The organism is Actinoplanes teichomyceticus ATCC 31121, from assembly GCF_003711105.1.
In the GTDB taxonomy this organism is placed as follows: domain Bacteria; phylum Actinomycetota; class Actinomycetes; order Mycobacteriales; family Micromonosporaceae; genus Actinoplanes; species Actinoplanes teichomyceticus.
The window spans coordinates 5,353,275-5,379,076 of sequence record NZ_CP023865.1 but is presented as its reverse complement, the minus strand read 5'-3'; the positions used below and the strand labels follow the sequence as shown (position 1 = coordinate 5,379,076).

At 71.4% G+C, this 25,802-nt stretch carries 35 protein-coding genes; 27 read left to right on the top strand and 8 right to left on the bottom strand.

The genetic code is table 11. The features are described from left to right. Positions 1-8: 8 nt before the first annotated feature. The 5 genes from ACTEI_RS23655 to ACTEI_RS23630 all read left to right on the top strand — a co-directional run bounded on the left by ACTEI_RS23655 (position 9) and on the right by ACTEI_RS23630 (position 4,670). Entirely contained in the window at positions 9-344 is a 336-nt protein-coding gene (locus ACTEI_RS23655) for a hypothetical protein (RefSeq protein ID WP_122979658.1), read from the top strand. A gap of 84 nt (positions 345-428) precedes the next feature. Continuing rightward, a complete protein-coding gene (locus ACTEI_RS39025; RefSeq protein WP_122979657.1) occupies positions 429-3,299 on the top strand; it encodes a fibronectin type III domain-containing protein in 2,871 nt (956 codons plus the stop codon). Continuing rightward, entirely contained in the window at positions 3,296-3,688 is a 393-nt protein-coding gene (locus ACTEI_RS23645; protein ID WP_145830909.1) for a DUF6093 family protein, read from the top strand. The genes ACTEI_RS39025 and ACTEI_RS23645 overlap by 4 nt, the downstream gene beginning before the upstream one ends. A 194-nt stretch (positions 3,689-3,882) precedes the next feature. Next, positions 3,883-4,272 (top strand): hypothetical protein, encoded by a 390-nt coding sequence (locus tag ACTEI_RS23635; RefSeq protein ID WP_122979654.1) that lies wholly within the window; start codon positions 3,883-3,885, stop codon positions 4,270-4,272. Next, on the top strand, positions 4,269-4,670 hold the full coding sequence (locus tag ACTEI_RS23630; RefSeq protein ID WP_122979653.1) for a hypothetical protein: 402 nt from the start codon (positions 4,269-4,271) through the stop codon (positions 4,668-4,670). The genes ACTEI_RS23635 and ACTEI_RS23630 overlap by 4 nt, the downstream gene beginning before the upstream one ends. Here the strand turns inward: ACTEI_RS23630 and ACTEI_RS23625 are convergent. Then, positions 4,667-4,975, bottom strand: a complete 309-nt coding sequence (locus tag ACTEI_RS23625; protein WP_145830908.1) for a hypothetical protein — start codon at positions 4,973-4,975, stop codon at positions 4,667-4,669. The genes ACTEI_RS23630 and ACTEI_RS23625 overlap by 4 nt on opposite strands. 82 nt (positions 4,976-5,057) lie before the next feature. Between ACTEI_RS23625 and ACTEI_RS23620 the strand changes: the two genes are divergently transcribed. From ACTEI_RS23620 to ACTEI_RS23585, 8 genes are all read left to right on the top strand, one after another. Continuing rightward, positions 5,058-5,393 (top strand): hypothetical protein, encoded by a 336-nt coding sequence (locus ACTEI_RS23620; RefSeq protein ID WP_122979651.1) that lies wholly within the window; start codon positions 5,058-5,060, stop codon positions 5,391-5,393. Beyond that, positions 5,390-5,749, top strand: coding sequence for a hypothetical protein (locus tag ACTEI_RS23615; protein WP_122979650.1), 360 nt, complete (start codon positions 5,390-5,392; stop codon positions 5,747-5,749). Before ACTEI_RS23620 ends, ACTEI_RS23615 begins: the two co-directional genes overlap by 4 nt. Beyond that, complete coding sequence (locus tag ACTEI_RS23610) at positions 5,742-6,221, top strand: phage tail tube protein (protein ID WP_122979649.1); 480 nt, start codon at positions 5,742-5,744, stop codon at positions 6,219-6,221. Before ACTEI_RS23615 ends, ACTEI_RS23610 begins: the two co-directional genes overlap by 8 nt. Positions 6,222-6,329: 108 nt before the next feature. Further along, positions 6,330-6,878 (top strand): hypothetical protein, encoded by a 549-nt coding sequence (locus ACTEI_RS23605; protein ID WP_122979648.1) that lies wholly within the window; start codon positions 6,330-6,332, stop codon positions 6,876-6,878. Positions 6,879-6,982: 104 nt separating this feature from the next. Then, complete coding sequence (locus ACTEI_RS23600) at positions 6,983-7,237, top strand: hypothetical protein (protein WP_122979647.1); 255 nt, start codon at positions 6,983-6,985, stop codon at positions 7,235-7,237. A gap of 2 nt (positions 7,238-7,239) precedes the next feature. Beyond that, positions 7,240-11,451: a phage tail tape measure protein gene (locus tag ACTEI_RS23595; RefSeq protein WP_122979646.1), complete on the top strand. Its 4,212-nt coding sequence runs from the start codon at positions 7,240-7,242 to the stop codon at positions 11,449-11,451. Between the two features lie 9 nt (positions 11,452-11,460). Next, entirely contained in the window at positions 11,461-12,687 is a 1,227-nt protein-coding gene (locus ACTEI_RS23590; RefSeq protein ID WP_122979645.1) for a carbohydrate binding domain-containing protein, read from the top strand. Further along, positions 12,687-13,790, top strand: a complete 1,104-nt coding sequence (locus ACTEI_RS23585; RefSeq protein WP_122979644.1) for a DUF5047 domain-containing protein — start codon at positions 12,687-12,689, stop codon at positions 13,788-13,790. Before ACTEI_RS23590 ends, ACTEI_RS23585 begins: the two co-directional genes overlap by 1 nt. A 3-nt stretch (positions 13,791-13,793) precedes the next feature. Here the strand turns inward: ACTEI_RS23585 and ACTEI_RS23580 are convergent, their stop codons facing one another. Further along, the gene (locus tag ACTEI_RS23580) at positions 13,794-14,192 is read right to left on the bottom strand and encodes a hypothetical protein (RefSeq protein WP_122979643.1); all 399 of its coding nucleotides are present in this window, start codon (positions 14,190-14,192) and stop codon (positions 13,794-13,796) included. Between the two features lie 49 nt (positions 14,193-14,241). On the opposite strand from ACTEI_RS23580, the gene ACTEI_RS23575 reads away from it, so the two are divergent. From ACTEI_RS23575 to ACTEI_RS23550, 6 genes are read left to right on the top strand one after another with little or no spacing between them, the layout of a single operon-like run. Further along, on the top strand, positions 14,242-14,523 hold the full coding sequence (locus tag ACTEI_RS23575) for a hypothetical protein (protein ID WP_122979642.1): 282 nt from the start codon (positions 14,242-14,244) through the stop codon (positions 14,521-14,523). Between the two features lie 9 nt (positions 14,524-14,532). Then, positions 14,533-15,096 carry a hypothetical protein gene (locus tag ACTEI_RS23570; RefSeq protein WP_145830907.1) on the top strand — a complete coding sequence of 188 codons (564 nt, stop codon included), beginning with the start codon at positions 14,533-14,535 and terminating at the stop codon, positions 15,094-15,096. Between the two features lie 2 nt (positions 15,097-15,098). Next, on the top strand, positions 15,099-15,392 hold the full coding sequence (locus ACTEI_RS23565; RefSeq protein ID WP_122979640.1) for a hypothetical protein: 294 nt from the start codon (positions 15,099-15,101) through the stop codon (positions 15,390-15,392). Beyond that, positions 15,392-16,240 carry a hypothetical protein gene (locus ACTEI_RS23560; RefSeq protein ID WP_122979639.1) on the top strand — a complete coding sequence of 283 codons (849 nt, stop codon included), beginning with the start codon at positions 15,392-15,394 and terminating at the stop codon, positions 16,238-16,240. Before ACTEI_RS23565 ends, ACTEI_RS23560 begins: the two co-directional genes overlap by 1 nt. Before the next feature lie 4 nt (positions 16,241-16,244). After that, positions 16,245-16,658 carry a hypothetical protein gene (locus ACTEI_RS23555; RefSeq protein ID WP_145830906.1) on the top strand — a complete coding sequence of 138 codons (414 nt, stop codon included), beginning with the start codon at positions 16,245-16,247 and terminating at the stop codon, positions 16,656-16,658. Next, positions 16,637-17,038: a hypothetical protein gene (locus ACTEI_RS23550; protein ID WP_122979637.1), complete on the top strand. Its 402-nt coding sequence runs from the start codon at positions 16,637-16,639 to the stop codon at positions 17,036-17,038. Before ACTEI_RS23555 ends, ACTEI_RS23550 begins: the two co-directional genes overlap by 22 nt. A 1-nt stretch (position 17,039) precedes the next feature. Here the strand turns inward: ACTEI_RS23550 and ACTEI_RS23545 are convergent, their stop codons facing one another. Beyond that, positions 17,040-17,258, bottom strand: a complete 219-nt coding sequence (locus ACTEI_RS23545; RefSeq protein WP_145830905.1) for a hypothetical protein — start codon at positions 17,256-17,258, stop codon at positions 17,040-17,042. On the opposite strand from ACTEI_RS23545, the gene ACTEI_RS23540 reads away from it, so the two are divergent. Both ACTEI_RS23540 and ACTEI_RS23535 read left to right on the top strand, forming a co-directional pair. Continuing rightward, positions 17,257-17,613 carry a hypothetical protein gene (locus ACTEI_RS23540; RefSeq protein WP_122979635.1) on the top strand — a complete coding sequence of 119 codons (357 nt, stop codon included), beginning with the start codon at positions 17,257-17,259 and terminating at the stop codon, positions 17,611-17,613. The genes ACTEI_RS23545 and ACTEI_RS23540 overlap by 2 nt on opposite strands. Further along, a complete protein-coding gene (locus ACTEI_RS23535; RefSeq protein ID WP_203723825.1) occupies positions 17,610-17,957 on the top strand; it encodes a hypothetical protein in 348 nt (115 codons plus the stop codon). Before ACTEI_RS23540 ends, ACTEI_RS23535 begins: the two co-directional genes overlap by 4 nt. Before the next feature lie 333 nt (positions 17,958-18,290). Here ACTEI_RS23535 and ACTEI_RS23530 read toward each other — a convergent pair whose 3' ends face one another. The 5 genes from ACTEI_RS23530 to ACTEI_RS23510 all read right to left on the bottom strand — a co-directional run bounded on the left by ACTEI_RS23530 (position 18,291) and on the right by ACTEI_RS23510 (position 22,217). Further along, on the bottom strand, positions 18,291-18,605 hold the full coding sequence (locus ACTEI_RS23530; protein WP_122979634.1) for a type II toxin-antitoxin system Phd/YefM family antitoxin: 315 nt from the start codon (positions 18,603-18,605) through the stop codon (positions 18,291-18,293). 128 nt (positions 18,606-18,733) lie between these two features. Next, entirely contained in the window at positions 18,734-18,949 is a 216-nt protein-coding gene (locus ACTEI_RS23525; RefSeq protein ID WP_145830904.1) for a hypothetical protein, read from the bottom strand. Positions 18,950-19,094: 145 nt separating this feature from the next. Further along, the gene (locus ACTEI_RS23520; protein WP_122979632.1) at positions 19,095-21,011 is read right to left on the bottom strand and encodes an FtsK/SpoIIIE domain-containing protein; all 1,917 of its coding nucleotides are present in this window, start codon (positions 21,009-21,011) and stop codon (positions 19,095-19,097) included. Then, a complete protein-coding gene (locus ACTEI_RS23515) occupies positions 21,011-21,397 on the bottom strand; it encodes a hypothetical protein (RefSeq protein WP_122979631.1) in 387 nt (128 codons plus the stop codon). The genes ACTEI_RS23520 and ACTEI_RS23515 overlap by 1 nt, the downstream gene beginning before the upstream one ends. Before the next feature lie 28 nt (positions 21,398-21,425). After that, positions 21,426-22,217: an ABC transporter permease gene (locus tag ACTEI_RS23510; RefSeq protein WP_372443307.1), complete on the bottom strand. Its 792-nt coding sequence runs from the start codon at positions 22,215-22,217 to the stop codon at positions 21,426-21,428. Positions 22,218-22,303: 86 nt separating this feature from the next. Between ACTEI_RS23510 and ACTEI_RS23505 the strand changes: the two genes are divergently transcribed. The 6 genes from ACTEI_RS23505 (at position 22,304) to ACTEI_RS23490 (ending at position 25,529) form a co-directional block, all read left to right on the top strand. Beyond that, complete coding sequence (locus ACTEI_RS23505) at positions 22,304-22,573, top strand: hypothetical protein (protein WP_122979630.1); 270 nt, start codon at positions 22,304-22,306, stop codon at positions 22,571-22,573. Continuing rightward, entirely contained in the window at positions 22,570-22,974 is a 405-nt protein-coding gene (locus tag ACTEI_RS23500; RefSeq protein WP_122979629.1) for a DUF6221 family protein, read from the top strand. Before ACTEI_RS23505 ends, ACTEI_RS23500 begins: the two co-directional genes overlap by 4 nt. Next, positions 22,974-23,438 carry a DUF6221 family protein gene (locus ACTEI_RS23495; RefSeq protein WP_203723824.1) on the top strand — a complete coding sequence of 155 codons (465 nt, stop codon included), beginning with the start codon at positions 22,974-22,976 and terminating at the stop codon, positions 23,436-23,438. The genes ACTEI_RS23500 and ACTEI_RS23495 overlap by 1 nt, the downstream gene beginning before the upstream one ends. Then, positions 23,435-23,632, top strand: a complete 198-nt coding sequence (locus ACTEI_RS37295; RefSeq protein WP_145830903.1) for a hypothetical protein — start codon at positions 23,435-23,437, stop codon at positions 23,630-23,632. The genes ACTEI_RS23495 and ACTEI_RS37295 overlap by 4 nt, the downstream gene beginning before the upstream one ends. A gap of 118 nt (positions 23,633-23,750) precedes the next feature. Next, positions 23,751-23,999 carry a hypothetical protein gene (locus ACTEI_RS37290; RefSeq protein ID WP_145830902.1) on the top strand — a complete coding sequence of 83 codons (249 nt, stop codon included), beginning with the start codon at positions 23,751-23,753 and terminating at the stop codon, positions 23,997-23,999. A 393-nt stretch (positions 24,000-24,392) separates the two neighbouring features. Then, on the top strand, positions 24,393-25,529 hold the full coding sequence (locus ACTEI_RS23490; RefSeq protein ID WP_122979628.1) for a helix-turn-helix domain-containing protein: 1,137 nt from the start codon (positions 24,393-24,395) through the stop codon (positions 25,527-25,529). Positions 25,530-25,802: the final 273 nt, after the last annotated feature.

Here is a 25,802-nt window from a genome sequence, read left to right as displayed (position 1 = left end):
ACTAGATCATGGCCCGCAAACTGCGAACCTTCGTCACCGTCCACGAGCGCGACGACAAGGGCGAGCTGACCGGCCAGAGCGGCACGTTCGGCCCAGCCGACAAGCTGCCCGACTGGGCGGCGAAGGCCATCACCAACCCGGACGTCTGGGACGGCGAGGAGTCGGACGAGCCGGCCCGGCCGTCGGCTCCGGCGCCGGGTGCGGTACCGGCCCGCAGCGGTCCCGGCTCCGGCGTGGAGAAGTGGCGGGAGTACGCGACGTCGCAGGGCGTCGACGTTCCGGAGGGCGCATCCCGCGACGACATGATCGCCGCGCTCGACGCCGCGGGCAAGCCCACCAAGTAAGCACCCGGGCCGGCCGGGGCTCCTGCCGAGTCTCCCATCCGGCCGGCCCGGGCCCAGCTCGATCAGCAGAAGGAGGGGTGTGCGGTGGCGCGCGACTGGAAGAGCACCTACTCGGCCTCGGCCAGTAGCGCCACGCACACCGCGACCTTCCCTTCCGCGGCGACCGCCGGCCGCAAGCTGGTCGCGTTCGCGGTCGCCCCGGCATCCGTTGACCCGTCCGGCACCTGGACGGAGCTTGCCGAGGCGTCGGATCCGGCCCTGGGCGACCTGTCCATGTCCACCCTGACCGCGGCCGGCGGCGAGACGTCGCTGACCTGGGTCCGGGAGCCGTCCGCGAGCACCGCCCCGCGGACGCTGGCCGGTTGGGTGGAGTCGCGCGACGACCTCGGCCCGGTCCACGCCGGGACACTGACCACCTACGGCAACCCGAGCGGCACCACCAGCATCAACCTGGCGCCCGTGGTCACCACGGTGGACGGTTGCCGCATCTACGTCGCGGTCGCGACAGTCAACGACGGCACCACCTGGACGCCGACCATCACCGGCGCGAGCCTGACCGTCGAGGACGTCGTGCAGGGTCCGGCGCTCGGTGCCGAGCCGGTGCGCCTCGCGGTCGCCTCCGGCGTGGTGGCCGCCGGCACCTACAACATCACCATCACCGGCGTGCCGATCTCCCCGGCGATGGTCGTGGTCGCGGCATTCGAGCCGGCCAACCTCACGCCGGCCCCGCCCGCGGAGACGGCGATCGAGGCGGAAAACCGCCTGGTCGGCATCGACAAGACGACCTGGGACGTCAGCGGTGCGGGCGACCCGACCATCTTCGGCTACGCCACCAGCATGTACGTGGCCCGCGGCACGGGCATCGACCTCAAGGTGCACTCACCGTCCGCGGCGTGGACCGGCACGGTGTACCGGCTCGGCTGGTACGGCGGCCGCGGCGCCCGCCAGGTCGCCACGATCGCCGGCCCGCAGACCACCCAGCCGTCCGGCACGGTGGACGCGACGACCGGCATGGCGTCCTGCGCAAACTGGGCGATCAACGGAACCTGGAGCGCGCCGGCCGACGCGACCCCGGGCGTCTACGTCATCACGATCGCCCGCAACGACCTGGCCAGCGCGAAGAGCCACATCGGCCCGTTCGTCGTCACCGACCCGGGCCACGAGGCGAAGATCGCGGTCAAGCTGAGCGATTCGACGTGGCAGGCGTACAACCACGCCGGGGCGGACCCGAGCAACCCGCACGCCGGCCGGTCGCTCTACGGCCAGGGCAGCGCCAGCACTTTCACCGCCGACAAGACTCTGCGCGCGAAGGCGGTCAGCTACGACCGGCCGCTGCTCACCAGGAAGTACTACCCGCAGACGACCTTCTGGAATGCGGAATACCCCCTGGTCAGGTGGCTGGAGCGGCTCGGTTACGACGTTGACTACCTGACGTGCGCGCAGGTCGACGCCGACCCGACGCTGCTGCTCGGCCGCGAGGTCGTGATCAGCTCCGGGCACGACGAGTACTGGTCGGCCGGGATGCGCGACGCGTTCGTGGCCGCCCGCGACCACTCCACCCAGGCGTCCAACCTGCTCATCATGGCCGGCAACGAGGCGTTCTGGCGGATCCGGTTCGCGTCGGACCGCCGGTCGTTCGCCTGCTGGAAGGACACCCACGACGGGGCACTCAACGCCACCGGCCTGTACTCCGGCACCTGGCAGGACACGCGCAGCTTCAACACCGACCGGCGCCCGGCCAGCTTGCTCACCGGCCAGAGATTCCGGCTCAACGGCATCGCCGCTCAATCGCTGGTGGCGACCGCGGCGCACGCCGGCCTCCCGCTGTGGCGCTCCACCCCGGTGGCGGCGCTGACCGGCTCGGCCACCTGGGCCAGCCCCGTCGGGATCGTCGGCTTCGAGGCGGACGAGCCCGCGGACACGTCGAGCACCGAGCGCCCGGCCGGCCTGATCCGGCTGTCGCAGGCCACCACTACGGTCACCGGTGGCCTGTCCGACGACAACGGCAACGACTACGGCCAGTCCGGCACGTACGTCCACGCGATGACCGCGTACCGGGCTGCGTCCGGCGCCGCGGTGTTCGCCACCGGCACCGTGCAGTACTCCTGGGGCCTGGACGCGGTGCACGACCGCGCCGGGACCGCGGAGAGCCCGGTTCTGCAGCAGGCCCTGACCAACCTGCTGGCCGACCTCGGCGCGCTCCCGCCCGCGTACCCGTTCCCTGCCGGGCTGGAGATGCCGACCCCGGTCGCGCTGGCCGCGTACGGCTTCCCGGACGTCACCGCACCGTCGACGCCGGCCGGGCTGCAGGCCACGGCCGACCAGACGCAGATCGTGCTGACGTGGCCGGCGTCCACCGACGACACGGGCGTCACCGGGTACGACCTGTACCGCGACGGCGTGCTGGTCCAGGCCGGCGTCACCGGGACGACCTACACGTTCGGCGGGCTGACAGCGGGGACGACGTACACGCTCGGCGTCCGGGCCCGGGACGCGGCTGGCAACGTGTCGGCGTCGGCCACGGTGACGGCCTCCACCGCCGCCGGGATCCCGACGCTGTTCACGCTGCCCGAGCTGGACGCGTGGGTGCAGACGGAGGTCCAGGCGGCCACCGGGCAGCTGGTGCTGGAGCTGGTGACCACGGAGATTCGCGGCTACGTCGGCGCGGCCCGGTTCGACGTTCTGCCGTCCCTGGCTCCGCTCAAGCGCGTCGCCCTGGACCTGGCCCGCAGGATGGTCCGCAACGCTGCCGGGCTGCGGTCCACCAGCCGCCAGATCGACGACTACACGCAGACCGACACCTGGGCCACCGAGACTCTCGCCGCGGCCGAGCTCGATGACGCCGACCGCGCCGCGATCGACCGGGCGCTCGGCGACGACCGGCCGGCCGGCGCGTTCACCATCCGGCCCGCCGGCCAGCGGGACCACCACGCGTGGCCGCGGGGCCACTGGTGAACCGCGCCGAGACCCTCGCCGCAGGCCGGGCCGCAGCCGAGGCCGGCATGGTCGACACCTGCATCATCCGGCGCCCGGCCGGCGAGACGACCGACGAGTGGGGCAACACGACCCCCACGTGGACGCAGCTCTACGCCGGCCGGTGCCGGGTGCAGCAGCAGAGCGTCCAGGCGCAGGAGGAACGGACCGGCGAGGCGCGGCTGCTGATGGTCCGGCTGGAGATCCAGCTGCCCATGTCCGTGACCGGCCTGGAGCCCGAGGATCAGGTGGAGATCACCGCGTCGGCCCACGACCCGGACCTGCCCGGCCGCACATTCGTAGTCCGCGACCTGGCGCACGGCACCGAGAAGACCGCGCGCCGCATCGGCGTGGTCGAGCGCACCAGCTGAGGAGGCCGCCGTGGACTCAACCGTCGACCAGGTTGCCGAGGAGGTCCTGGTCGCGCACCAGCGTCGTGACTTCGGAAGCTGCCTGTGCGGCTGGGCCGAGCTGGGAAGGTCGCACCCGCGTCACCAGGTCGCCATGCTCCGCGACGCTGGGGTGCTCGTGGATGACGCGGCAGTAGCTCAGGCAGGGGGCGGCCGTGGATGAGCTGCGGATCGACACCACCGAGGTTGGGAAGCTCGCCGCCCAGATCGACCACGCCGTCGAGGTGCTGCCCCGCGAGATCCGCGCGGTGGTTCAGCGCGGCGCGTTCAACATCAAGCGGGACGCCCAGAAGCGGATTGGCCGCGGCCCGTACCTGCCCGCCTACGCCCGCTCCATCTCGTACGACTCGCGCGAGACACCGACCGGCGCGTGGGCGGAGATCGGCCCGGACAAGGACCGGCCGCAAGGCCCGCTAGGCAACATCCTGGAGTACGGCTCCCCGGGCCGCGCTCCGATCCCGCACCTCGCCCCCGCCCTCGCGGCAGAGGCCCCGCGGTTCGAGAAGGCGCTGGAGGACGTCGTGCTGAAAGCCCTCGGCCTGTGAACAGCTCACATGCGGCCCCGGTGCTGGCCGCACTGAGGGCGCTCACTCCGGCGCTGACAATCTCGGACGGCCCAGTCGACCCGGCCAGCCCGCCGGCCCTGCCGTACGCGGTGGCGTACGTGCACATCGACATGCCGGAAGCGGTCTCCCTCGAGGAAGTCGCCGACCGGGTGACGTGCACGGCGATCGTGCACAGCGTGGCGGGCAACGCCGAAGCGGTCCGCAAGGTCACCGACCGGGTGATCGGAGCGCTGGTCGGCCTGCGCCCGGAGGTGCCCGGCCGGTCCTGCTCGCGGCTGGCGATGGTCGACTCCCGGCCGCCGGACTGGGACCGCTCAACCGGCCGCCTCGTGATGACGCAGGCGACGGTGTTCGAGTACGTCAGCTCGCCGGGCTAGCGGCGCCGCAGGCCGATCACGACCGAGATGGCCGTGTACACCACGACGGCGACGAGCACGAACGTCCACACGGTCAGCGCACCACTCGCTCGCCATGCGAGCCAGCCGAGGACGAGTGCGAGCAGGGCTCGGTTGCCCTGGTAGCCGAGGCTCCACCGCGATCTCACCGGTTGCAGCGGCGCGGCGGCGGCCTCCTCGATGACCCGTTTTACGTAGGCCACCGGCACGTCGTAGCGGGCGGCGATCTCCGGGATCTCCCGGCCCGCCGCGTACTCGCTGGCCATCTGCGCATCTCGATCACTCACGGCCGCCACTGTACGGCGCGTCGGCACAGGTTCACCGTCCGTCGTCCGGCGGATCTCCACATCCTCTGAAGGGGGGCGCCGCATGGCGCAGCTCACCGCCGTGTCCGTCACATCGGCGGCCACGACCGTCACCGCGGCCGCCGTGTCGGCCTCGGACACCATCGCCCAGGCCGACGTCGGCACGAACGGCGCGCTGCTGATCGTCATCAACGGCGGCGGCGGATCGATCACCGTGACCCTGTCCGACCCGGGCAAGACCGCGCTCGGCAACGTGGGCACCACCACGCCGCAGACGATCCCGGCCGGCGCCGACCGCTGGTTCCGGGTCAGCCCCGGCCACGTCGACCCGAGCACCGGGTTCGCCACGGTCACCTACTCCGGCACCACGTCGGTCACGTACAAGCTGGTGCGCGCATGAGCGCCCCGCAGACGTACTGGCTGGCCGACCCGGACGGCTACCTGGCGCCCGCCGAGGGCGCCGCGCGCCGCGACGAGCTGATCGCCGCGGGCTGGGCGCTCGCGGACAACGGCGCCACCGACTCCAGCCAGGTGTGGATCTACCACCCCGAGCTGGGCGCGTGGGCGAAGACCGGCTTCGGCGCGCTGCCCGCGTTCGAGGCGCGTGGCTGGGAGCCGCGGGTGCCGCAGATGGCCGACGGCGACAGCGGGCCGTTCGTCGACCCGCAGCCGGTCACCACCGAGCCGAAGACCACCGAGGCCGAGCCGCCGGCGAAGCCGAAGACCGAGACGAAGAAGGAGACGGACCGTGCCTGACATCATCGGCGACGGCAAAGAGGCCTGGTGGTGGGTGCTGTCCATCACCAACCCGGCCGCCCCCACCAAGTCGGAGATCGACGCGGGGATCCGCATCTCGCAGTGGATGACCAAGGACGGCGCGACCGGCTTCGCCCCGGAGACCGCAGACGCGCCGACCAGCTCCATCGAGTCGACGTTCGACACCAACGTCAACGGGCGCAGGACGTTCTCCGGCCCGCGCATCCGGCTGAAGAAGCAGTCCGGCGTCGACACCGCGTACAACGCGATGACCCCGGACGCGACCGGCTACCTGGTGCGCCGCAAGTCGCTGGCGGCGACCACTGCAACCGCGACGGGGCAGGCGGTGCAGGTCTTCCCCGCGATGTGTGCCGAGACCGCCGTCCTCGACGTCGAGGACAACATGCCCGAAAGATACGACATCCCTATCAAGATCACGGCCGAGCCGAAGCTTCGCGCCACCATCGCCTGACCTGCGTAATCCTTCTCCGCCGCCTCCGAACGGGGCGGTTTTTTCGTGCCCGGCCGGTCTACCCGGAGCCGGCCGGGCGCACCATCCGGGATCTGGGCGGGAGAGTTCGTGACCACGTTCGCAGAGAAGCTCAAGCGGGCCCGCAGGCCGCGCCGCACCGTCGAAATCTGCCTCGCCGGTGACCTCGTTGACGAGTTCGAGCGGCTCGGCAAGAAGCTCCTCGAAGCGCAGCAGAAGCAGACCGCCTCAGCCTCGATCGAGGACTCCGGCGAGGTTGTCGAGATCGCGGAGCAGATGGAGGCGCTGCGCCCGCAGATCCGCGAGCTGACCGAGCCCTTCGTCATCGAGGCGATCTCCGGCACGAAGTACCGCACCCTCAAGCAGAAGTACCCGCCCCACGAGGGCGAGGACGGCCAGATCATCGACCAGGACAAGGCGCTCAACGTCCACGTCGACGACTTCGCCGAACCCCTGATCCGCGCCTGCCTGGTGGAGCCGCAGTTCAGCGACGAGCTGTGGGCCGAGACCCTGGAGGCGATCACCGACGGGCAGTGGGATGAGCTGTTCCACGCCGCGATCCTCGTCAACGAGGGCCGGTTGACCGTCCCTTTTTCGCCCGTCGCCTCCGCGATAGTCCAGAGCAACTCCAGCGAGTAGAGGCGGCAGAGCGGCTCGGCATCCCGCCGTCGCAGTTCGACGGCCGGGAGCCCGCCGAGGTCACCGAGCACGAGTACGACGCCGAGGGCCGGCTGGTCCGGTCGGTGACCACCCGGGAGCCGCAGTGGACCGACGAGGACCGCGACTGGATGTTGGGCCTCGCGCTCTACCGCTCCTGGCTGTGCCCGCTGTGCGGCGGGCTGCTGGAGGAGTGCACCAGCCACGAGGACGACGGCCCTGAGTACCAGGTGCGCCGCAGGCGTTGCCGGGTGACCGATGAGCGGCTCGCCGCCGAAGAAGCCGCCACCAACGTCGACCGCCCTCGCGCGGTGCTGACGAGCGTGATCAAGAAGGAGTAGCCGTGGCCCGCACCGTGACCGTCAAGATCGGTGCAGACGTCACGGACTTCCGGGCCAAGCTGCGCGGCGCCGGCCAGTCGATGCGCGAGTTCCGCGGCGAGATGGCACAAGCGGCCCGCGCCGGCCACCTCGATGAGGTGGCCGATCAGGCGGCTCGGCTCGGCACGGTTGGCGTGGCGGCGTTCGGCGGCGTCGTCATGGCGTCGGCCCGCTTCGAGAAGGCTATGTCCGGCGTCAACGCGGCCACGCACGCGTCCGGCCGCGAGATGCAGATGCTGCGCGATGCCGCCCTGGAGGCCGGCAAGGCGACATCGTACTCGGCGACCGAGGCGGCTGCTGCCGAGACGGAGCTGGCCAAGGCGGGTGTTACCGTTCGCGACATCATCGGCGGCGGCCTCAGCGGCGCGCTGTCGCTCGCGGCGGCCGGCCAGATGGACGTGGCCGAGTCGGCCGAGATCGCAGCGTCCGCCATGACCCAGTTCAAGCTCAAGGGCGCGGACATTCCGCACATCGCTGACCTGCTTGCCGCCGGCGCCGGCAAGGCGCAGGGCAACGTCCACGACATGGGCGCCGCGCTGAACCAGGCCGGCCTGGTCGCCTCGCAGATGGGCCTGTCGGTGGAGGACACCACCGGCGTGCTGGCCGCGTTCGCCTCGGCCGGCCTGATGGGCAGCGACTCGGGGACGTCGCTGAAGACGGCGCTGCTGATGCTGGCCAACCCGACCGACAAGGCCCGCTCGCTGATGGAAGAGCTGGGCATCCAGGTCTACGACGCGTCCGGGAAGTTCGTCGGCGTTACGAAGCTGGCCGGCTCGCTGAAGTCGCAGCTCGGTACCCTCACCCAGGAGCAGCGCAACAGCGCGCTCGCGACGATCTTCGGCAGCGATGCGATCCGGGCCGCCAGTGTGCTGTACGAGCAGGGTGCGTCCGGCATCCAGACCTGGATCGACAAGGTCGACGACCAGGGCTACGCCGCGGATACCGCCCGGCGCCAGACCGACAACCTGATCGGCGACCTGGAGCGGCTGCAGGGCTCGCTGGAGACCCTGGCGATCGAGAATGGATCCGGGGCGAACGGCGGCCTCCGGATGCTCGCCCAGGGCGCCAACGCGGCCGTCGACCAGATTTCCGAACTGCCTCCGATGGTGGGGCAGGGCATCACCGTGCTGGCCGGGCTCGGCGGCGCGGTGCTGCTGCTCGGCGCCGGCTGGGTGAAGGCGCGCCGGTCCACCGCGGCGGCCCTCGATGAGCTGCGAGCGACCGGCCCGGTCGGCACCCGGGCGGCGAGTGGCCTGCAGCGGGTTGCTGGCGCGGCCGGCAAGGTGGCCGGCGCGTTCGTCGCGCTGCAGGCCGCCGACGCAGTGATCGGCCAGTTCCAGAAGGATCTGAACCCGCAGGCGGAGGCCCTGGCCGCTGGCCTGGGCCGTTACGCGCAGTCCGGCCAGCTGGCCGGCGAGGCATCCCGACTGCTCGGCGGCGACCTGTCGAAGCTTGACGGCCAGTTCCAGATCCTGGCGGACTCCGGCGGCAAGGCGACGTGGGCGCGCGGCCTGCAGTCCGGACTGGAGTCGCTGATCCCGGGCCTGGACGGCACGGAGGGCAGCCTCGCCAAGACGCGCGAGCGGGTCACCGCGCTGGACCAGGCGCTGTCGCAGATGGTGCAGGGCGGCCAGGCGGACCAGGCGAAGGTGGCCTTCACGAACCTCTCCCGTGAGCTCGCCACTAACGGCGTCTCGATGGAGGAGTTCCGCGCGCAGTTCCCGGCATACGCCGCTGCCCTGGAGGTGTCCAACGGCACCACCGCGGACGCGACCGCCAAGACCGGCGAGCTCGGCGGCGCGCTGCAGTCCGGCACCAGCACGCAGAAGGAGTACACCAGCGCGGTCGAGGCGTCGGCCGCCGCGGTGCGTGGCGAACGGTCAGCGCTCAACGACCTGGCGAAGCAGTTGAAGTCCGAGGCCGACCCGGTGTTCGGGTTCCTCGACGCGCAGCAGAAGCTGACGGAGGCGCAGAAGGCCAGCGCCGAAGCGGTCAAGAAGCACGGCAAGAACTCTGCGGAGGCCAAGGAGGCCACGCGCAATCTGGCGCTGGCCGCCATCGAGCTGGAAGGCCGAGCCGGGGCGCTCGGGCAGACCTTCGACGGCGAGATGACCCCGGCGCTGCGGTCGACACTGCGGGCTGCCGGGCTGAGCGAGCGGCAGATCAGCGGTCTGGCCGGCCAGTTCCGGCAGGCGAAGGAGGACGGCGACGAGTTCGCCGGTCGCTACAAGGCGGACGTCTCGCTGTCCGGCTACGGCGGCGTGACCGGCCAGCTCGACAAGCTGCTCATCTACCAGCAGGCCCTGAAGAAGGGCATCTCGGTCAGCGCCGCGGCCAGTGCTTTCAATAAGAACGCGCGGCCGGAGTTCCACGCCGGCGGCTGGACGGGCCCGGGCGGCAAGTACGAGCCGGCCGGCGTGGTGCACGCCGACGAGTTCGTGATCCGCAAGGAGGCCCGGCAGAAGATCGAGGCCGCGAATCCGGGCCTGCTCGACGAGATGAACGCGACCGGCCAGGTCCGCGGGTACGCGACCGGTGGCCTGGTTCTGCCGTTCCCGGCCAGCGTGGCCGGCGCCCGGATCCCGTCGCGCGCCGAGGTGGCGAAGGCGGTTGGCCCGGTGTTCGACCGGGACTGGCCGTCGAGCCCGGGAGCCCAGCGCGGTGACTCCGGGGTCTGGCACAAGATTGTCCAGCTCATCAAGTCGACCGGCCCGTTGTCCGGCGAGTTTGGGAACGCGTTCCGTCCCGGCGACCCGAAGTGGCACGGATCCGGGCGCGCGGTCGACTGGATGGGCTACGAGCAGGACGCCCTCGCGTCGTTCCTCGCCAGCAAGAGGCCGCTGGAGCTGATCCACCGCACCAAGAGCAGGGACTACGCGTACACCCGCGGCGTCAACAAGGGCAGCTTCAACGCCGCGTTGATGGAGGCGCACCGCAACCACATCCACGTCGCGATGGCCAACGGGGGCGTGATCAACGAGCACGTCATTGGCTACGGCCGCAGCGGCGCGACGTACGAGTTCGGCGAGGCCGGTCCGGAGCGGGTGACCCCGCTGCGTGGCTACGCCGGCGGAGGCTACGTCAACGTGGCGCCGACGACCACCGCGCCGACCGGCTTCCGTCCGACCGGCACCCGGCTGGACTACCTGGAGTCGCTGCTGGCGGCCCGGAGCGCGGTGAGCGCGCTGACCGCGGCGTTGAAGGAGAACGGTCGCACCTGGTCAACGGCGACGGCGAAGGGGCGCGACAATCGCAGTGCCCTGATCGCCGGGGTCCGGGCGGCCCAGCAGGCGGCCGAGGCGAAGTACGCCGAGACCGGGTCGGTGAAGGCCGCGAACCGGGTCTACGACGACTACATTAAGCAGCTCGACCGGGCGCTCAAGGCGATGGGGGTCAACGCCAAGCAGCGCCGGGCGCTGATCAAGACGTACAGCGAGAAGCCGAAGTACGACCTGCCGGAGACGGCGCCGCGGGCCCCGTCGAACAGCTCGGGCCGGGTCCGGTCGATCACCGACCAGATGGCGGCCGAGGAAGCACTGGGCGACGCGAGGAAGGCGTTCGCCTGGACCAAGCCGACGTTCAACACGAAGACGGTGGCCGGCCGCAGCGAGCTGACCCAGCTGTTCGCCTACCTCGGCGCTGCCGAGCAGGCAGCGCAGTCGCTGTACGCCGAGGGCGGCAACGCCAAGGCGGCGACCGCGCTGTACAACTCCTACCTGGGCCAGCTTCGCACCATCCTGTCCCGGTCGGGCATGAGCAAGGCGCAGATTGACTCGCTGCTGCGGACGTACGGCCGGATCACCTTGTCGAAGAACGCGCTGGGCGGCGTGTACGAGCGGGCCGGCGGCGGGCTGCGGGAGGCGCAGATCGCGGCGGGCGGCCCGACCATGTACGCCTGGGCGGAGCGGGAGACCGGCGGCGAGGCGTTCATCCCGCGGCTCGGCGACAAGGCCCGGTCGCTGGCGATCTGGCAGCACGTCGGCGAGCGGTGGCTTCAGCAGCCGGTGTGGCGTCCCGGCTCGGCGGCCGCTGGCCCGGGAGTGGCCCGGCACATCACGGTCGAGGCGCCCATCACGATCGCTCTCGGCCCCGACACGATCCGCCGGCAGGTGCGCATCGAGGTCGACACCGTGCTCGGCGAGGTCGCAGCCGCCACCGTCTACCAGACCGCGTAGGAGGAACCGGTGACCATCGCGCCCGCGAACAGCAACGCGTACTTCGAGACGGACGCGGCGGGCTGGACGGCGTTCGGCGGCACGGCGGCGCGCAGCACCGCCCAGGCGCACCAGGGCGCCGCCTCCCTGCTGCTGACCGCGGACGGCTCGGCCACGTCCCGGGTCGAGTCCAACGCGGCGGCCGGGGTCACGCCCGGCACCGAGTGGCGGGCCGACGCCTGGGTGCGGTGCTCGGTGTCCCGCGGGGTCAGCATCTCGATCAACTGGTACAACAGCTCGTTCGGGTACCTGTCCACCTCGACCACGGTCACCACGGCGGTCACGGCGAACACCTGGACACAGCTCGCCGTCGCGGCCACCGCGCCGGCCGGCGCCGCCCGGGCCGCGATCAACGTGAGCATGACCGGCACGCCGGCGTCCGGGACGCTGCTGTACGTCGACGAGTCGATGGTGCGCCCGGCCGCCGTGCTGACGGCCACCCCGGAGCCGGGCAACGCCCCGCCGCGGGTGCTGCTGCAGCTGGAGTACATCGGCGCGACGTCGGCGACGATCGTCCGGACCGACCCGGACGGCACGTCGTCCCCGGTCCGGCTCGCCGAGCCGGCCACGCTGGACGGCTCCAGCCAGTGGGTCGGCTACGACTACGAATCCTGGTTCGGCGCGGCCACGACCTGGACGGCGACGACCAGCACCGGGGCGTTCATCAGCGCGCCGGCCACGCTGACGGTCGCGGACATCTGGCTGCGCCACCCGGGCGTCCCCTCGCTGAGCCAGAAGGTGGATTTCCAGGGCGAGGGCACGCCGGTCCGCGGCGTCGTCCAGGCGGTGCTCCAGCCGCTCGGCCGGGCGACCCCGATCGTCGTGAGCGATGGAGTGCGGAAGGCGAAGCAGGGCACCATCACGATCCGCACCAAGACGGACGCCGAGGCGGATGCGCTGCTGGCATTGCTCAAAGACCTGTCGCAGCTGCTGCTCGACATCCCACCGGAGAAGCAGTACGGCAGCACCCTGCGGCACCAGTACCTCAGCATCGGCGAGCTGACCGAGTCCCGGCTGCGCCCGGACTACTACCCGCACCCGTGGCGGATCTGGACGGCGCCGTACGTGGCGGTGGGCCGCCCGGCCGGCGGCATTGTCTCGCAGCGGACCTACACCACCGTGCTGGCCCAGCACGCCAACTACCAGGACGCGCTTGCTCGGTACGGCACGTACACCGACCTGCTGACGGGGGCCTGATGTACCCGGTGAGCCCGGCCTTCGCGCAGGCGCTGCGTGAGAGCCACACCGCGATCGTCCGGGTGGACGCCTACCTCGGTGGCTCACTGCTCGCCTCGGACATCCCGATCACCGACGGCAGTGTGAGCGTGGCGTCCGGAACCGGGGTGCGCCGCACGCTTGACGTGCAGATCGCCGACCGTGGCCTGTGGGGAACGCTCGACACGATCGGCGTCGAGCTGCGCCCCTACCGCGGCATCCGATACCCCAGCGGTGACACCGAGCTCGTGCCGCTGGGCGTGTTCAGCCTGGACTCGATGTCGATGTCGGTCGGCCCGTCCGGCGGGATCTCCGTGCAGTCGGCGCCGGACCGGTGGGCTCGGGTGCAGCGGCGTCAGTTTGAGACGCCCACCGCGGCGGTGGCCACCGCCCGGATCTCCGCAGAGATCGTGCGGCTCGTGACCGGCGCCGTGCCGGGCATCACCACCACGGTAACCGCCACCTCGACGGCCACGGCCGGACCGCTGATCTGGGAGCAGGACCGGGCCGGCGCCGTAGCCGACCTGGCCACGTCGATCGGCGCAGAGGCGTATTTCGACGTCACCGGCGGCCTGGTCGTGGAGGACGCGCCGCTGCTGAGCCAGACCCCGGTGTGGACGGTGGACGCCTCGCCGTCCGGGGTGCTGCTCTCCGGCGAGCGGCTGCGGGACCGGGCGCGGACCTACAACGTCGTGGTGGTCTACCCGTCCTCGGTGTCCGGGACGACACCGTACGCGCCGGTCATCGCCGCCGACACCGATCCGACCAGCCGGACTTACGTCGGCGGCCCGTTCGGCCGGGTGCCGTACCGCTACACCAGCCAGGCCGTCACCACTCAGGCGCAGGCCACGGTCGCCGCGAGGGCATTGCTCAACCGAATCAAGGCGGTCAACGCGCAGATCAACGTCGAGAGCATCGTCAACCCGGCGCTGGACCGCGGCGACGTGATCACCGTGCTGACGCCGGACGGCACCACGGAGCTGCACCTGGTCGACGCGGTCACCATCCCGCTGGCCCCGGGCGGCACCCAGCAGATCACCACCCGGTCGTCCCGACCGGAGGGTGACGTCCCTACCGGCGAGTAGCCGTTAAGCCCCTTTCCCCCGTCGGGCAGGCGCGAGGAGCCCCCGAAGCCGGGCCTCCCGAATCCACGTGTGCACGGTCGGCGGCTTGATGCCCCACTTCGAGGCCATCGCGGCGCCGGGGTTGGGGACGACGTTGGCCCAGAGCTTGTAGTGATCCGCCACCAGTCGGGAGAAGTCTTCACCGCTCATACCGGCGGTCCGGCGCAGCGGCGGCAAGTCAGATTCGGGGGCCTCAGCCGTGTTGGCGCGGTTCTCGATCAGCGAGATCGGAATCTTGCGCAGCATCTCGCCAGTGATCGCATCGGCTTCCAACTTGATTCCCGTGATGACCTTCCGGCCGTTGCGGTCGGGAGTCAGGCGCACGGACAGGCCCTGCATTTCAGGGGCGGCCTCATAAGTCATGCAGGAATCATCTCACAATTTCGGCTGGTTTCATTAGTCAGGAGTGTAGATGCTGACGAACACCAGCAAGCTCGCCGAGGCGATCAACCGCGACCGCCCTCCCCAGGGCGCGCCGTCCGCCTGGATGGAGCCCGCCATCGTCACCGCGGTAGCCCTCGGCGCCGCGGCGGAGAGCAACGCGCTCGTCACCGTGTCCTGGCGTGGCACCGCCGTCCAGGCCGCCTACCTCTCCTCGTACTCCCCGGCCGTGAACGACGTCGTGCTCGTGCTGATCCAGCCGCCCGGCGGCCTGACGGTCCTCGGCCGCATCATCGGCACCCCGCCCAGCTAGGAGGCTGCGTTGCCCACCACCCCTAACCTTGGCCTCCGGTACCCGGCGTTGTCGTCCGCGCCGAACGTGCCGTTGGACATAGGCAACCTGGCCGCCGACGTGGACGCCACGGCTGCCCGGCCGGTGTGCTACCTGGTGCAGCAGGTCGCGCAGACCGGCTGGACGTCCGCGGCCACCGTCCCGATCACCTGGAGCTCCGGCAGCGAGGTGATCGACACGCTCGGCATCCACGACGAGACCACCAACAACTCGCGGCTCGTGATCGGCAAGCGGCTCGGCTGGTGGCTGATCAGCGGCGTCTACTGCCCGGCCAGCAACGGGCAGGCCACCTACGTGCGCGCCATGATCACCAAGAACGGTTCGGTGATCCCCGGCGCGTGGGGCGGCCAGGTTCTCACCAGCGCCACCGGCTACGTCGGCGTGACCACCGGCGGGCATCTCGTCCAGGCGACCTCCGCGACCGACTACGTGGAGCTCTGGGGCCAGCAGTTCGCGTCCACCGGGATCATCGGCACCTCCATCTCCACCATGCCCGTCGTCTCGTCCGTCACCGCCGTCTGGCAGGGGGTCTGACCATGCTGCCCATCGTCAGGAGGACCGCAGGCCTGCGGTACCTCGGCACACAGGAGTCCGCGGACGGGATCCTCGCCGACCTTCAGACCCTGGTGCCCAGGTCCACGTGGACGGTCGTCTCCGCCGACGCGGACACCCTGCGGCTGCACGAAGTCGGCGAGTGGAGCGAGCAGGACCACATGATGCAGGCCGGCTGGTGGATGGTCGTCATCGCCGACCTCGGCTTCGTCGACTACCTCGACGACGCCCGCTTCCAGCTCCGGTACCACCCGACCGCGATCCCCGAGGAGGGCTGATGGCCTCGACGTTCGCCCCGGCCCCGCTCAAGGCCGCGCGCCTCTACGTCCTCGACGCATTCGGGATCGGCGAGCCCACCGCTGTCGGCATCGTCGGCGACATCTCGCACCGCAAGAACGGCTCGTCGTACCACCTCGGTGCGCCGCAGCTGCGCGACGACTCGTACTCGATCGTCGAGAGCTCCCGCGACCGGCACGGCCTGAGCGACGCAGCGAGCGCCCTCGACATCGGCAAGTTCACGCTGGTGCGCGGCGGCAAGACCCACACCCTGCGGACCTTCTCGGTCTGGCTGGTGCGGCAGTGCGAGGCCGGGACCGACGACACCCGGGACATCCGCGAGGTCATCTACTCGCCGGACGGCAAGACGGTGAAGCGCTGGGACCGGCTCGGCCGGCGCAGTACCGGCGACAGCTCGCACCTGGAGCACACGCACATCAGCTACTTCCGCGACAGCGAAAACCACGACAAGACGGCGCTGTTCCGGCGCTACATCCGAGAGATCGAGGGGGACGTCATGACGCCCGCGCAGGAAGCCAAGCTGGACAAGGCGCTCGCGCTGCTGGGCCAGATGCCGAAGGCCGTCTGGGACCACGAGGAGCAGGACCCGGTGGACCCGAAGCTGATGCGGCGCACCGGCGGCGACATGCGCATGCTCGACAAGCGGGCTCGCGACCGGCACGCCGCCCTGCTCGCCGCGATCACCGGTGTCGACGTCGACGAGCAGGCGGTCGCGGCGTCCGTGCTGGCCGGGCTGACCCCGGAGCGCATCGCCGCGGCAATCCCGGGCGACCTGGCCCAGGCCGTCGTCGACGAGCTGCACGCGCGGACCGCGCGCTCGGCCGAGTAGACCGGTGGCTGAGACGCGACCGGTGGGGCGCCGCGGGCGGGCCCTGCTCGGGTTCGCCGTCCTCGACGTGGTGTGGGGCGTACGGCTGAGCACCGTCGACCCGCACGCCACCGCTTTCTACACCTGGCTGGACGTGTCCATGCCGCTGTGGGTGTGGTCGCTGCCGTGGTTCGCGGTGAGCGCCCTATGCCTGGCGCAGGTCAGAAGCGCCTGCGACCGGGCGGCGTACGGCGCCGCGATCGGCATCAAGGTCGGCTGGGCCGCGCTGTGCCTGGGCGCGTGGCTGCTCGGCGGCGTAGGGGACACATGGCCGCAGGCCGCGATCTGGACCGCGTTCGCCTGGTGCGTGTGGTTGATGGCCGGCTGGCCGGAGTCGTTCGGGCGGAAGGGAGTCGCGTGGACGCCTCCACTGCCGTAGTCGTCGTCGGCGTGCTGTCGCTGGTTTCCGGCGTCGGCGCCAGCTTGATCACCAGTCGGGTCGCCGGGAGGACGAGCCGCACCAACGCCATGCTCGAGTGGGCGAAGCAGCTGCAGCAGTCCGAGCAGGCCGCCCGGAAGGAGGCGTCGGAGTCCCGGGAGCGCGCCGACCGGATCCGGGATGAGACGGAGGCCGAGGTGGAGGCGTTCCGGGAGAGGCTGGCCGACCTCGAGGCGAAGCTGCGGTCCGCGAACGACCTCGCCGACCGACTCACGGACACGCTGACCAGCGTGCAGTCGGAGGTGTGGCGGCCGCAGCCGGACATCGCCGCGCTGCGTAATCTCGTCGGCCGCCCGGCCACCGGCCTGAACGGGCGCTGACCTAACGGCCGTCGCGGCTCCGCTGCCGCGCGGTCAGGTACGCCCACGGGTCGTCCGGCCGCCGTTCCGCCTCGCACGCGGCCTCGATGATCGCCGCCGCCGCCCGGCCCCAGTTGCCGCCGTACTCGCGGTCGGCGACGTCCTGCACCCAGCGCCTGGCCGGCTCGGCCAGGTAGCCCTCCTGCTCCATCCCTTCATCATGCCCACCGAGGAGTGCCATGTTCCGCACCTACGGCAAGAGCATAATCGCCGCGATCTACGCGGTCCTCGTCGTTGCGATCCCGCTGGTCACCGGCGACAACCACGTCGACCCGGCCGAGGGCGTCACCATCGCCACCGCGGTCGCCACGGCCATCCTGACCTACCTGGTGCCGCTCGCACCCGGCGCGACGTGGGCCAAGACCGCCGTCGGCGCGGTGCTCGCCGGGCTCGGTCTGCTGTCCACGCTGATCGGCGACGGGATCGACGCCAACGACCTGCTGCTGATCGCCGCGTCGGTGCTCGGCGCGCTCGGCATCACGCTGGCCCCGGCCATCTCGCCGGCCACCGGTGCGCGGGCGGGGGCGGCTCGGTGAAGCCGACCGTCGGGCGAATCGTTCACTACGTCAGCTATGGCACGCCCGGGGGTGAGTACACCTCGCAGTGCCGCGCCGCAGTCGTGACCGAGGTGAACGGGCCCGCCTTCAACCCCGCGACCGGCCGTGACGCGGAGGACTCCACTGTTGTCGGTCTGTGCGTGCTCAACCCCGAGGGCATGTTCTTCAACCGGTCCGTGCTCCAGTCCGAGCCTGCCGAGACGCCCGGCGATCCCAACTGCCCGGATCGAGCCGAGCACGGGAAGATCTTCCGCTACTGCGCCTGCGGATGGCTGCCAGCTACCCCGCGCGGCGGTACCTGGCACTGGCCCGAGCGCGAGTAGCCTGAGGCTAAACGCCGTCGCAGTGGCGAGTCATCCAGGGCCCGGTAGCCAGTCCGGCCCAGGACGTGCGCGGGCGGCACCCCGTCGGCGTGGGATCAACGTTGGCCGAGGAGGTCCGCGCCCACGACCGGCGGGTCCTTAGCTCGTTGGGTTCCGTCACGGAAGGCCCCCGTCCTGCTCTTCGGAGCGGGGCGGGGGCCTTCGTCGTGTCCGGGGTCAGGCCCAGGGGAAGGTGATGCCGTCGTCGTCGCGGTGTTCGAGGACCTCCCGGAGCAGGCCGACCATCTCGTACGACATCCCCAGGTCGGGGATGTAGCCGCCGTAGGTCTCGGTTTAGCTGGTACGGGACACCTGGTCATGTAGGACCTCCTGGCGTTGTCCGTTGTCCAACTCAACGATCACGGTCTGCTCCGTGACCTCGGTGATCTCTCCCGCGGCCGTCCAGTCCGTGGGGAGCGTGTCGCGGTCGACGATGACGCGAGTGCCTGCGGTCAGCTCGGTGGTCATGGCGTCCTCCTGGTAGCGGGTGATGCGGGCGGCGGGCTTGCCGTTGCGGGTGAGGATGATGTCGGTGCCCTGCTGGGCCTGGTTGACCAGATCACCGAGCGTCTTCCGAGCCTGCTCGATACCGACGTTCTTGCTGCTCATGAGCTAAACCTTAAGGTCTTGCTGTCAAGATCACAAGGGGAAACCTTAAGGTTTCTCGGACGGGTGACCGAGGTCAGCACAACGCCCCCGCGCCATCAGGCAGCGGGGGCGCTTCGTCGTGTTCGGGGTCAGCGGCCGACCAGGATGACCACCGCACCCAGGGCGACCACGACGACCGCCAGCGCGACCGAGCGGACGGCGGCCCGCCACCGGGTACGGGCCACGCTGACGTAGCCGGCCGCGACCATGCTGGCCGCCGCAGCGGCCTCGTACCGCCGGCCCCCGGTGAAGGCCGCGAGGCCGCCGACGACCACCCCGAGCCCGAACGCGATCAACGCTCCCATGATTCACTCTCCGTCACTTCGCATGGTTCACACGGTTCGCACGGCACTTCGCATGGCGCATTCACATGGCCCATATACAGGACCCGGCCGGACCCGATCGCACGGTGTACACCGTGCACACGAGCCCGGCCTTGATTACTCATCGTCACACCGGGGCGGGCGTCAGGATGCGGTAGACGCCCCGCTGCGGCTTAGCCAGCACTGGCTCGTCGCCCGTGGTCAGCTCCCGCAGCGCCCCGTACAGCCACGACCCGGACAGGCCCGTCTGCGCCAGGACGTCGCCGAGCTCCGACGGCTTGAGGTACTCGGCGCCCGCCTGACCCAGGTCGAAGATCTTCGACCGGAGCAGGTCCATCGCCACCGCCGACGGCACCTTCCGCCCGTCGCCAAGCGGCAGCCGCGGCATGTCCGGCGGCACCCGGATCGGCTCAGCCGGGTCCACGTCGTCCGGCGGGTCGTCGGGGTCCACGCCCGGCGGTACCTCGTCGCCCTCGTCTCCCGGCTCGGGCTCCTCCGCCGCGTCGGCCGGGGCCGGCCGGGAGTCGGCGGCCGGCGCGCCGCCCCACCCCAGCGCCGCGGCGACGTCGGCCGCCCGCTGCTCGTCGTCCTCGATGAACGACCGGCACGGCGCCGACCACAGCTCCTGATCCCGCCCGGCCCACTCCAGGTAGAAGTAGCCCGGCTTGCCGTTCTTCCACTTCCACGGCATCGCGCCGGCCCGGATCGTGTCCTCCGACAGCGCCGCCTCGGCGTCCTCATCGCGTTCGACGCCGAGCACGACCCAGGTGGTGATGTTGCTGCGGGCCGAGGTGGGCAGTCGGTCGTAGGTGGCGCGCTGCACCTCGAGGATCAGGCAGATGCCGACCGACCGGACCGACTCTGCCAGGTCCACGACGGTCTTATTGCCGGCAACGACCGCGGCGGCCTCGAAGACGATGTACACCTCGAACGGCAGACCGCAGCCCTGCTCCCACTGCTTGAAGCCGCGCTTGCCCAGCTCGGCGGCCCGGGCCGCGACCCGCTCGCCGAGGGTTTCCAGCAGCTCGTCCGCATCGTCGGCGCCGGCCGCCACGGTCTTCGCCGCCCGCTTGAGCCAGGCCGGGAGCTGGCCGGCCTTGCGGGCGTCCGCGATGTGCAGGTCGACGTCGTTGCGGGTGGCGACCTCCTTGCCCAGGCGCAGCAGCAGCTCCGTCTTCCCGGAGCCGGACATCCCGACGACGCCCATCACGCCGACGGCGTTGCGGTGAGCCTTCGGGTCGCCGGGCAGGATGATCGCGGCGTCGCTGCCGTTCTCGGCCCGGCCCAGCACGATCGGTTCGGCGATGGACCTGCCGGGCGCCGACGGGCCGGGGTCGGGGATCGGGTCGCGCAGCTGGTCGACCGGCACGATCTCGACCCGGCCGCGCCGCTCGGAGTCCGTGCCGTCGATGGTGCGGATGGAGGTGGCCTTCACGTCGAGCAGCGAGGCGACCTCGTTCTTCGCCCCTGCCACCTCGCTGAACGTTCGGCCGGGCGGCATCTCGATCTCCGCCGAGACCTTCGCGCCGTCGATCTTCGGGCTGCCGAAGCGCGCGCCCTTGAGCTGCTTCACCGCGTCGGCCACCTCGCCGAACTCGCCGTCGAGCACCCGCCCGGCGCCGTCTGCGTCCCCGCGGGCCTGCCGCATGATCCGGTACACCGCGCAGGCCACCGAGATGAGCAACGTGCCGAGCAACCACGTGCCCAGCATCGCCTTCGACCAGGGGCCCTCCAGGATCGCCGGGATCAGCCATAGGCTGGCCAGCACCGTGTTCCCGGTGGCCATGAAGTTCATGACCCTGCCGCGCGGGATGGACGCGGCGAACACGAAGATCGCCATGCCGACGGCGGCCAGCGCCAGGGCGACGCCGGTCCAGCCGGCCGACGACGCGTCCCGGGCGAAGGTGTGGTGCACCAGCCACGAGCCGGGCAGCGCCGCGACACAGCACAGCGGTGCCACCAGGTACGGCCACAGCGGTATCCGAACGGTGTGGACGGAGCCGTACCCGTCGCCGGCCGGCCCCAGCTTCGGTTTGCGGCCCATCACATCGCCCGGAAGCCGTGGCTCGGGCCGCTCGTGTTGCCCCGCCAGCCGGCGGCCTCCAACTCCGGCAGGTAGACGGCCTGGTAGCGGTTGGACGCGGTGATGATGTACCGCGACGCCGCGACCAGCGCCTCGGCGGCCTGCGCGATCGGCTTGGACACCTGGTGGGCCCGGTAGACCGAGCTCATGTTCGCGATGACGAGGCCGCGCGACACCTTCCGAAACCGGGCGTCGGCCTCGGACGCGAAGATGCCGAGCTCCAGGGCGCCGGTGTGGAGGACGCGGCGCGCCCCCTCGCACCACTCCAGGAAGGTCACGTTGTCCTGCAGGGCTCCCTGGTCGACGCCCAGGAAGCCGGACCGCGGCCCGGGGTTGGCATGTGGCATTGCGTGCTTCTCCTTGATCGGGTGGGGTTCAGAGCTGACGGGCCGCGGCGGGCGGCTCGTGGGTCAGGTGCCACAGGGCGGCGCCCATGCCGAGCACGGCGACGGGCACGCCGGACACGGCGAGGGTGATCGGCCACGGCGCGCGTTCCCAGCCGGCGGCGACCATCAGGTGGTAGGCGGCCTGGCCGGCGAAGCCGAGCAGGAGGGAGCCGATCGCGGACCAGCGGGCGAACGCGCGGCCTCTTCCGGCGCCGGACAGCCACACCCGCAGCGCGTACGCGGCGTAGGTCTCCAGGCCGATCGGGAGCGTGATCGCCGTGTTGATCGCCAGGTCGTCGGCGATGCCCGGGAAGGGGTGCACGACGCCGAATCCGGTGAGGCGGCCGAGGTCTACCCAGCCGGCCCAGATCGCGACGATGGCGGGCGCGGCGAGCAGCAGCAGCGGCCACCGCGAGAGCTTTGCCGGTAGAGGGGTAGCGGCGGCCGGGCGTGGGTCTTCTGCGACCGCCGCCACCTGCGCGGATGCCCGCTCCGGGGGCGGGGTGATGGCGGCCGTCTCGGGCGCGGCCGGTAGAGGCTCGTGCCGGGGTCGCAGCCCGCCGCGGTGGTTCTTCCGGGAGGGCAGGGAGCGCAGCGTCCGGCGGCGTGCGGTGCGGCGCTCGGCGACCTCGGCGAGGAGGCGCTCGTGGACTTCGGCGGCCTTGGGCCAGCCGACCGCGAGGGCCTTCCGGAGTCGCTCGCGTGACGGCACGGCCCTCTCCTGGGCGGCGAGGTCGCGGGCCCTCGACATCAGGTCGTCGGTGGTCGTTGTGATGGTCACGAGTCGAACTGTAGCGGGGGGAGTTGCAGCCGTGCAACCCCCCCAGCTACAGTGACGTTTGCACAGGTACCCCCTACGATCACGACGTGGAGAACCCGTTGGCCGACATCGACGACATCGACAACATCGCCGACCCTGCCGAGCGCGCCAAGGAGGTCGGCCGACGCCTCAACGCGATCCCCGCCTGGAACGCGTTGCTGCGCGAGAAGCGGCAGGCCATCCTGCGGGAGATGAAGGCGGCGGGCATGAGCTACGCGGAGATCGGCCGCGCGGTGGGCATGCACCGCAACCGAGCCCAGAAGATCATCGAGGGGCCGGCCAGTGGCGGCCAGGGCGGGAAGGCGGACGAGGCATGACCGGCGACCTGATCGCGTTCCTGCGCGCCCGGCTGGACGAGGACGAGCAGGCGGCGCGAGCGGCCGCAGGAGGCCACCCGCACTGGAAGTGGGATGCGGCACCTGACGGGACGTTCTACCTCGATCCGGGCCGCAACGCGGACGATCTCGGCAGCGTCGCACTCCGCGAGGCGGCCGACCACATCGTCCGCTGGAATCCGGCCCGAGTCCTGGCCGAGGTCGAGGCCAAGCGCGCCCTGCTGAACTACATCGCGACGATGCGACGAGGTGGGCACGCGGCCTCGGTGAACGGCCGACCCGGCGCGTGGACAACCGTAGGCCCCGACCACCGCAAGTCGCTGCTGCGCCTGCTCGCCCAGCCATACGCCGACCATCCCGACTACCCGGAGGAGTTGCGATAGTGACCGCCGACCTGATCGCCTTCATCCTGGCCCGGTGGGACGAGCGCGAACGCCAGCTCGCCGAGGACGAGCGGGTGGCGCTGTCGGCAACGTCTGGGCCGTGGTGGCACAACCCCAGCAAGGTGTGGCTCGGCGCCCAGGCGTTCGAGGCGTACGACCTCGCCCAGGGGGAGGAGTTCGTCGGCTACGGCGAAAGCCCGCTCAGCGGCTGCATCGCGGCCACCGGACCCGGTGGGCACGCGCAGTCCAAGGCCGACGCCGAGCACATCGCCCGCTGGAACCCGCAGCGCGTGCTGGACGAGGTGCGGCGAGAGCGGGCCGAGATCGAGGCGAAACGGTGGATCCTCGCCCAGTACGGGGTTGCCCTCGAACGAGGTACCCACCGCGAACTGGAGATGGTGGTGCGGTTCATGGCTACGCCCCACGCTGAGCACCCGGATTACCGCAAGGAGTGGCGACCGTGACGGACCAGCCGGAGCGCCCCGAGCGCCCCGTGGTCCGCATCAACCTCGCTGTGGAGGCGCTCCGTCGCTCGCTTCCCGCGCCGGACCCAGGCCCGGTCGTGCAGGCTGCCGAACGCCTGCAAGCAGCCTTTGCTGCTGCCGGACCAGCCGCGGTCTCCGCCATCCGCGACACGATCGGGCGCCTGCGCCGGTGAGCATCAAGGCGGTCACCCCGGCGGGTGGCCGCTCTTTTCGCATCCCGGGGTTTCGGACCCCCGGTCTACTCGGACGAGGGATGCTCGCGGCGGCCCGGACTTGCGTACGGTCGATATCGTGACCGCTCTCGCCGATGAAGACTCTCAGCAGGTGCAACAAGTTTCTCAATGGGTGCAGCGAGCGTCTCGATGGGTGCAGCGGCTACTGCCGAGCCAGCCGGACTTGAACTCGCCGGTATGGATGGCCGACACGGCGGTGTGGGTGGGTCTCCAGTTGGAGCGGGGCTCCATAGAACCGTTCCCGCCGCGGTTGCCCGAGGGCGACGGCGGCGACCTGGCCCCCGATGCCAAGGTGGGCGGCAGCTGACCTGACCGCTCATGCGAACAGCCCCGGAGGCGAACCTCCGGGGCTGCTGCTTGGGGCTTCAGGGTTCAGTTGCCCCCGTTGGGCTTCGGCGTGGGGCCGCTGGCCCCCTCGCCACCCTTGGCCTTGCCGCCGTTGATGTGCAGCTCCATGTCGTTCCTCCTTGCGTCGGTGGGCAGATCCGGCAAGAACCGCCCTCGATGGATTCCATCGTCGTGGATGGGTGGGCAACGCGGAACGGACAGGCGGTACCACTTTGGTGGAACGCGGACCTCGAAGGGGGACACGGCGTCCCCGGATGATCCGTGGCGTTATCGAGGATGACGTACCGTCGAAGTGGCGGCCGGAGTAGCGGCCGGCCGCCTCACCCTGACCGCTACCAGGGGAGCCGCCACCATGTCCGAGATCGGCGACCGCATCTACGAACTGCGCGACGAGCGCGTACCGCGCCTCACCCAGCAAGACCTGGCCGACCGTACCGGCCTGAGCATCGACACGATCCAGAAGCTGGAACAGGGCCGCCGGGCCGGCTCGCTCCCGACGCTCTCGCGGATCGCCGAGGCCCTCGACGTCGACCTGGCCGCGCTCGTCGGCAAGCCCACCCACCTGGAAAGCGTCCCGCTGGCCGGCGGGCTGCTGGAGCTGCGCCGCGCCCTCACACCCGTTGTCGACCCGCCAGGCGAGCCGGCCCCCCTCGAGGAACTGCGCGCCTCGCTGGTCCAGGCGTGGGAGGCGTACTGGCGCGGCGACTACGACCTGCTGGCAACGTTCCTGCCCGGCATCATCACCGACGCCCGCCGGATCGGCGCCGCCAACGTGCTGGCCGAGGGCAGCCAGCTGGCCGCGAGCACCCTGGTCCACCTCGGCCACGCCGACCTGTCCCTGACCGCGGTCGACGCAGCGCTGGCCGCCGCCGAGGACCCGCTGCTGCGCGCCGCGGCGGTCGGCACCCGTTCCTGGGTGCTGCTGAACCAGGCCCGGCCGGCGGACGCCGCCGCCCTCGCGGTGCGGGAGGCCGACGCGATGGAGCCGCGACGCAAGTCGGCGCCGGAGGCCATAAGCATGTACGGCAATCTGCTGGTGACTGGCGCGACCGCGGCGGCCCGGGCCGGCGACGACGACGAGGCGCGGGATCTGCTGCTGGCCGCCCACGGGGCCGCGGTCCGGCTCGGCGAGGACCGCAACGACTACCAGACGGTTTTCGGCGTCTCGCAGGTCGTGATGCAGCGCGTCGACGCCGCCGTGGTGGCCGGCGATTACGTGCGCGCCCTGGACGTGGCCGCCGAGATGCCCCGGGCCGGTCGGCTGCCGCTCGCGGCCCGGTCGCGGCACAAGGTGGACCTGGCGCACGCCCATGCGAGCCTCGGCCGCTATCGGGACGCGGAGCGGCTCCTGCTGGAGGTGGAGCGGGAGGCGCCGCGGTGGATGCGTTACCAGGCGTTCCCGAAGGCCGTGGTGTCCCACCTGCTCGCCACACCGCGCCCGTCGAGCGCTGTCCGGGGGCTGGCGCGCCGGCTCGGAGTGCCAAGGTAGGACGCAGCGTCCGACCTCTCCCGGGTGACCTGCCCAGAGTGGTACCCGGCGTCCGTTCCGGCCGCGTGATCGCTGTCCCACGATCAGACGTGGCGGCGGCGGGCACGTCCAGCGTCGTGAGTGGTTGAGCCCGTCGCCGTCCCTGGGCGGCGGCGCGGCCACCCCACCGAAACCCCTGGGGCAGATCACCGGTCTCGTCGCCGCCCCTCCAGCGTGGCGGCCGGGATCCCGTTTTTCCACACCCGGCCGCCACCCCGCTACCTGGGGAGGACG

Coding starts and splice junctions, on each gene's coding strand:
- ACTEI_RS23540 (WP_122979635.1), top strand. CDS start 17,257: ATGTTCCGCACCTACGGCAAGAGCATAATCGCCGCGATCTACGCGGTC.
- ACTEI_RS23500 (WP_122979629.1), top strand. CDS start 22,570: ATGACCGGCGACCTGATCGCGTTCCTGCGCGCCCGGCTGGACGAGGAC.
- ACTEI_RS23580 (WP_122979643.1), bottom strand. CDS start 14,192: ATGACTTATGAGGCCGCCCCTGAAATGCAGGGCCTGTCCGTGCGCCTG.
- ACTEI_RS23585 (WP_122979644.1), top strand. CDS start 12,687: ATGTACCCGGTGAGCCCGGCCTTCGCGCAGGCGCTGCGTGAGAGCCAC.
- ACTEI_RS23545 (WP_145830905.1), bottom strand. CDS start 17,258: ATGGCACTCCTCGGTGGGCATGATGAAGGGATGGAGCAGGAGGGCTAC.
- ACTEI_RS23565 (WP_122979640.1), top strand. CDS start 15,099: ATGCTGCCCATCGTCAGGAGGACCGCAGGCCTGCGGTACCTCGGCACA.
- ACTEI_RS23520 (WP_122979632.1), bottom strand. CDS start 21,011: ATGGGCCGCAAACCGAAGCTGGGGCCGGCCGGCGACGGGTACGGCTCC.
- ACTEI_RS23530 (WP_122979634.1), bottom strand. CDS start 18,605: ATGAGCAGCAAGAACGTCGGTATCGAGCAGGCTCGGAAGACGCTCGGT.
- ACTEI_RS23560 (WP_122979639.1), top strand. CDS start 15,392: ATGGCCTCGACGTTCGCCCCGGCCCCGCTCAAGGCCGCGCGCCTCTAC.
- ACTEI_RS23515 (WP_122979631.1), bottom strand. CDS start 21,397: ATGCCACATGCCAACCCCGGGCCGCGGTCCGGCTTCCTGGGCGTCGAC.
- ACTEI_RS23490 (WP_122979628.1), top strand. CDS start 24,393: ATGTCCGAGATCGGCGACCGCATCTACGAACTGCGCGACGAGCGCGTA.
- ACTEI_RS23615 (WP_122979650.1), top strand. CDS start 5,390: ATGAGCGCCCCGCAGACGTACTGGCTGGCCGACCCGGACGGCTACCTG.
- ACTEI_RS23575 (WP_122979642.1), top strand. CDS start 14,242: ATGCTGACGAACACCAGCAAGCTCGCCGAGGCGATCAACCGCGACCGC.
- ACTEI_RS23525 (WP_145830904.1), bottom strand. CDS start 18,949: ATGGGAGCGTTGATCGCGTTCGGGCTCGGGGTGGTCGTCGGCGGCCTC.
- ACTEI_RS23655 (WP_122979658.1), top strand. CDS start 9: ATGGCCCGCAAACTGCGAACCTTCGTCACCGTCCACGAGCGCGACGAC.
- ACTEI_RS23620 (WP_122979651.1), top strand. CDS start 5,058: ATGGCGCAGCTCACCGCCGTGTCCGTCACATCGGCGGCCACGACCGTC.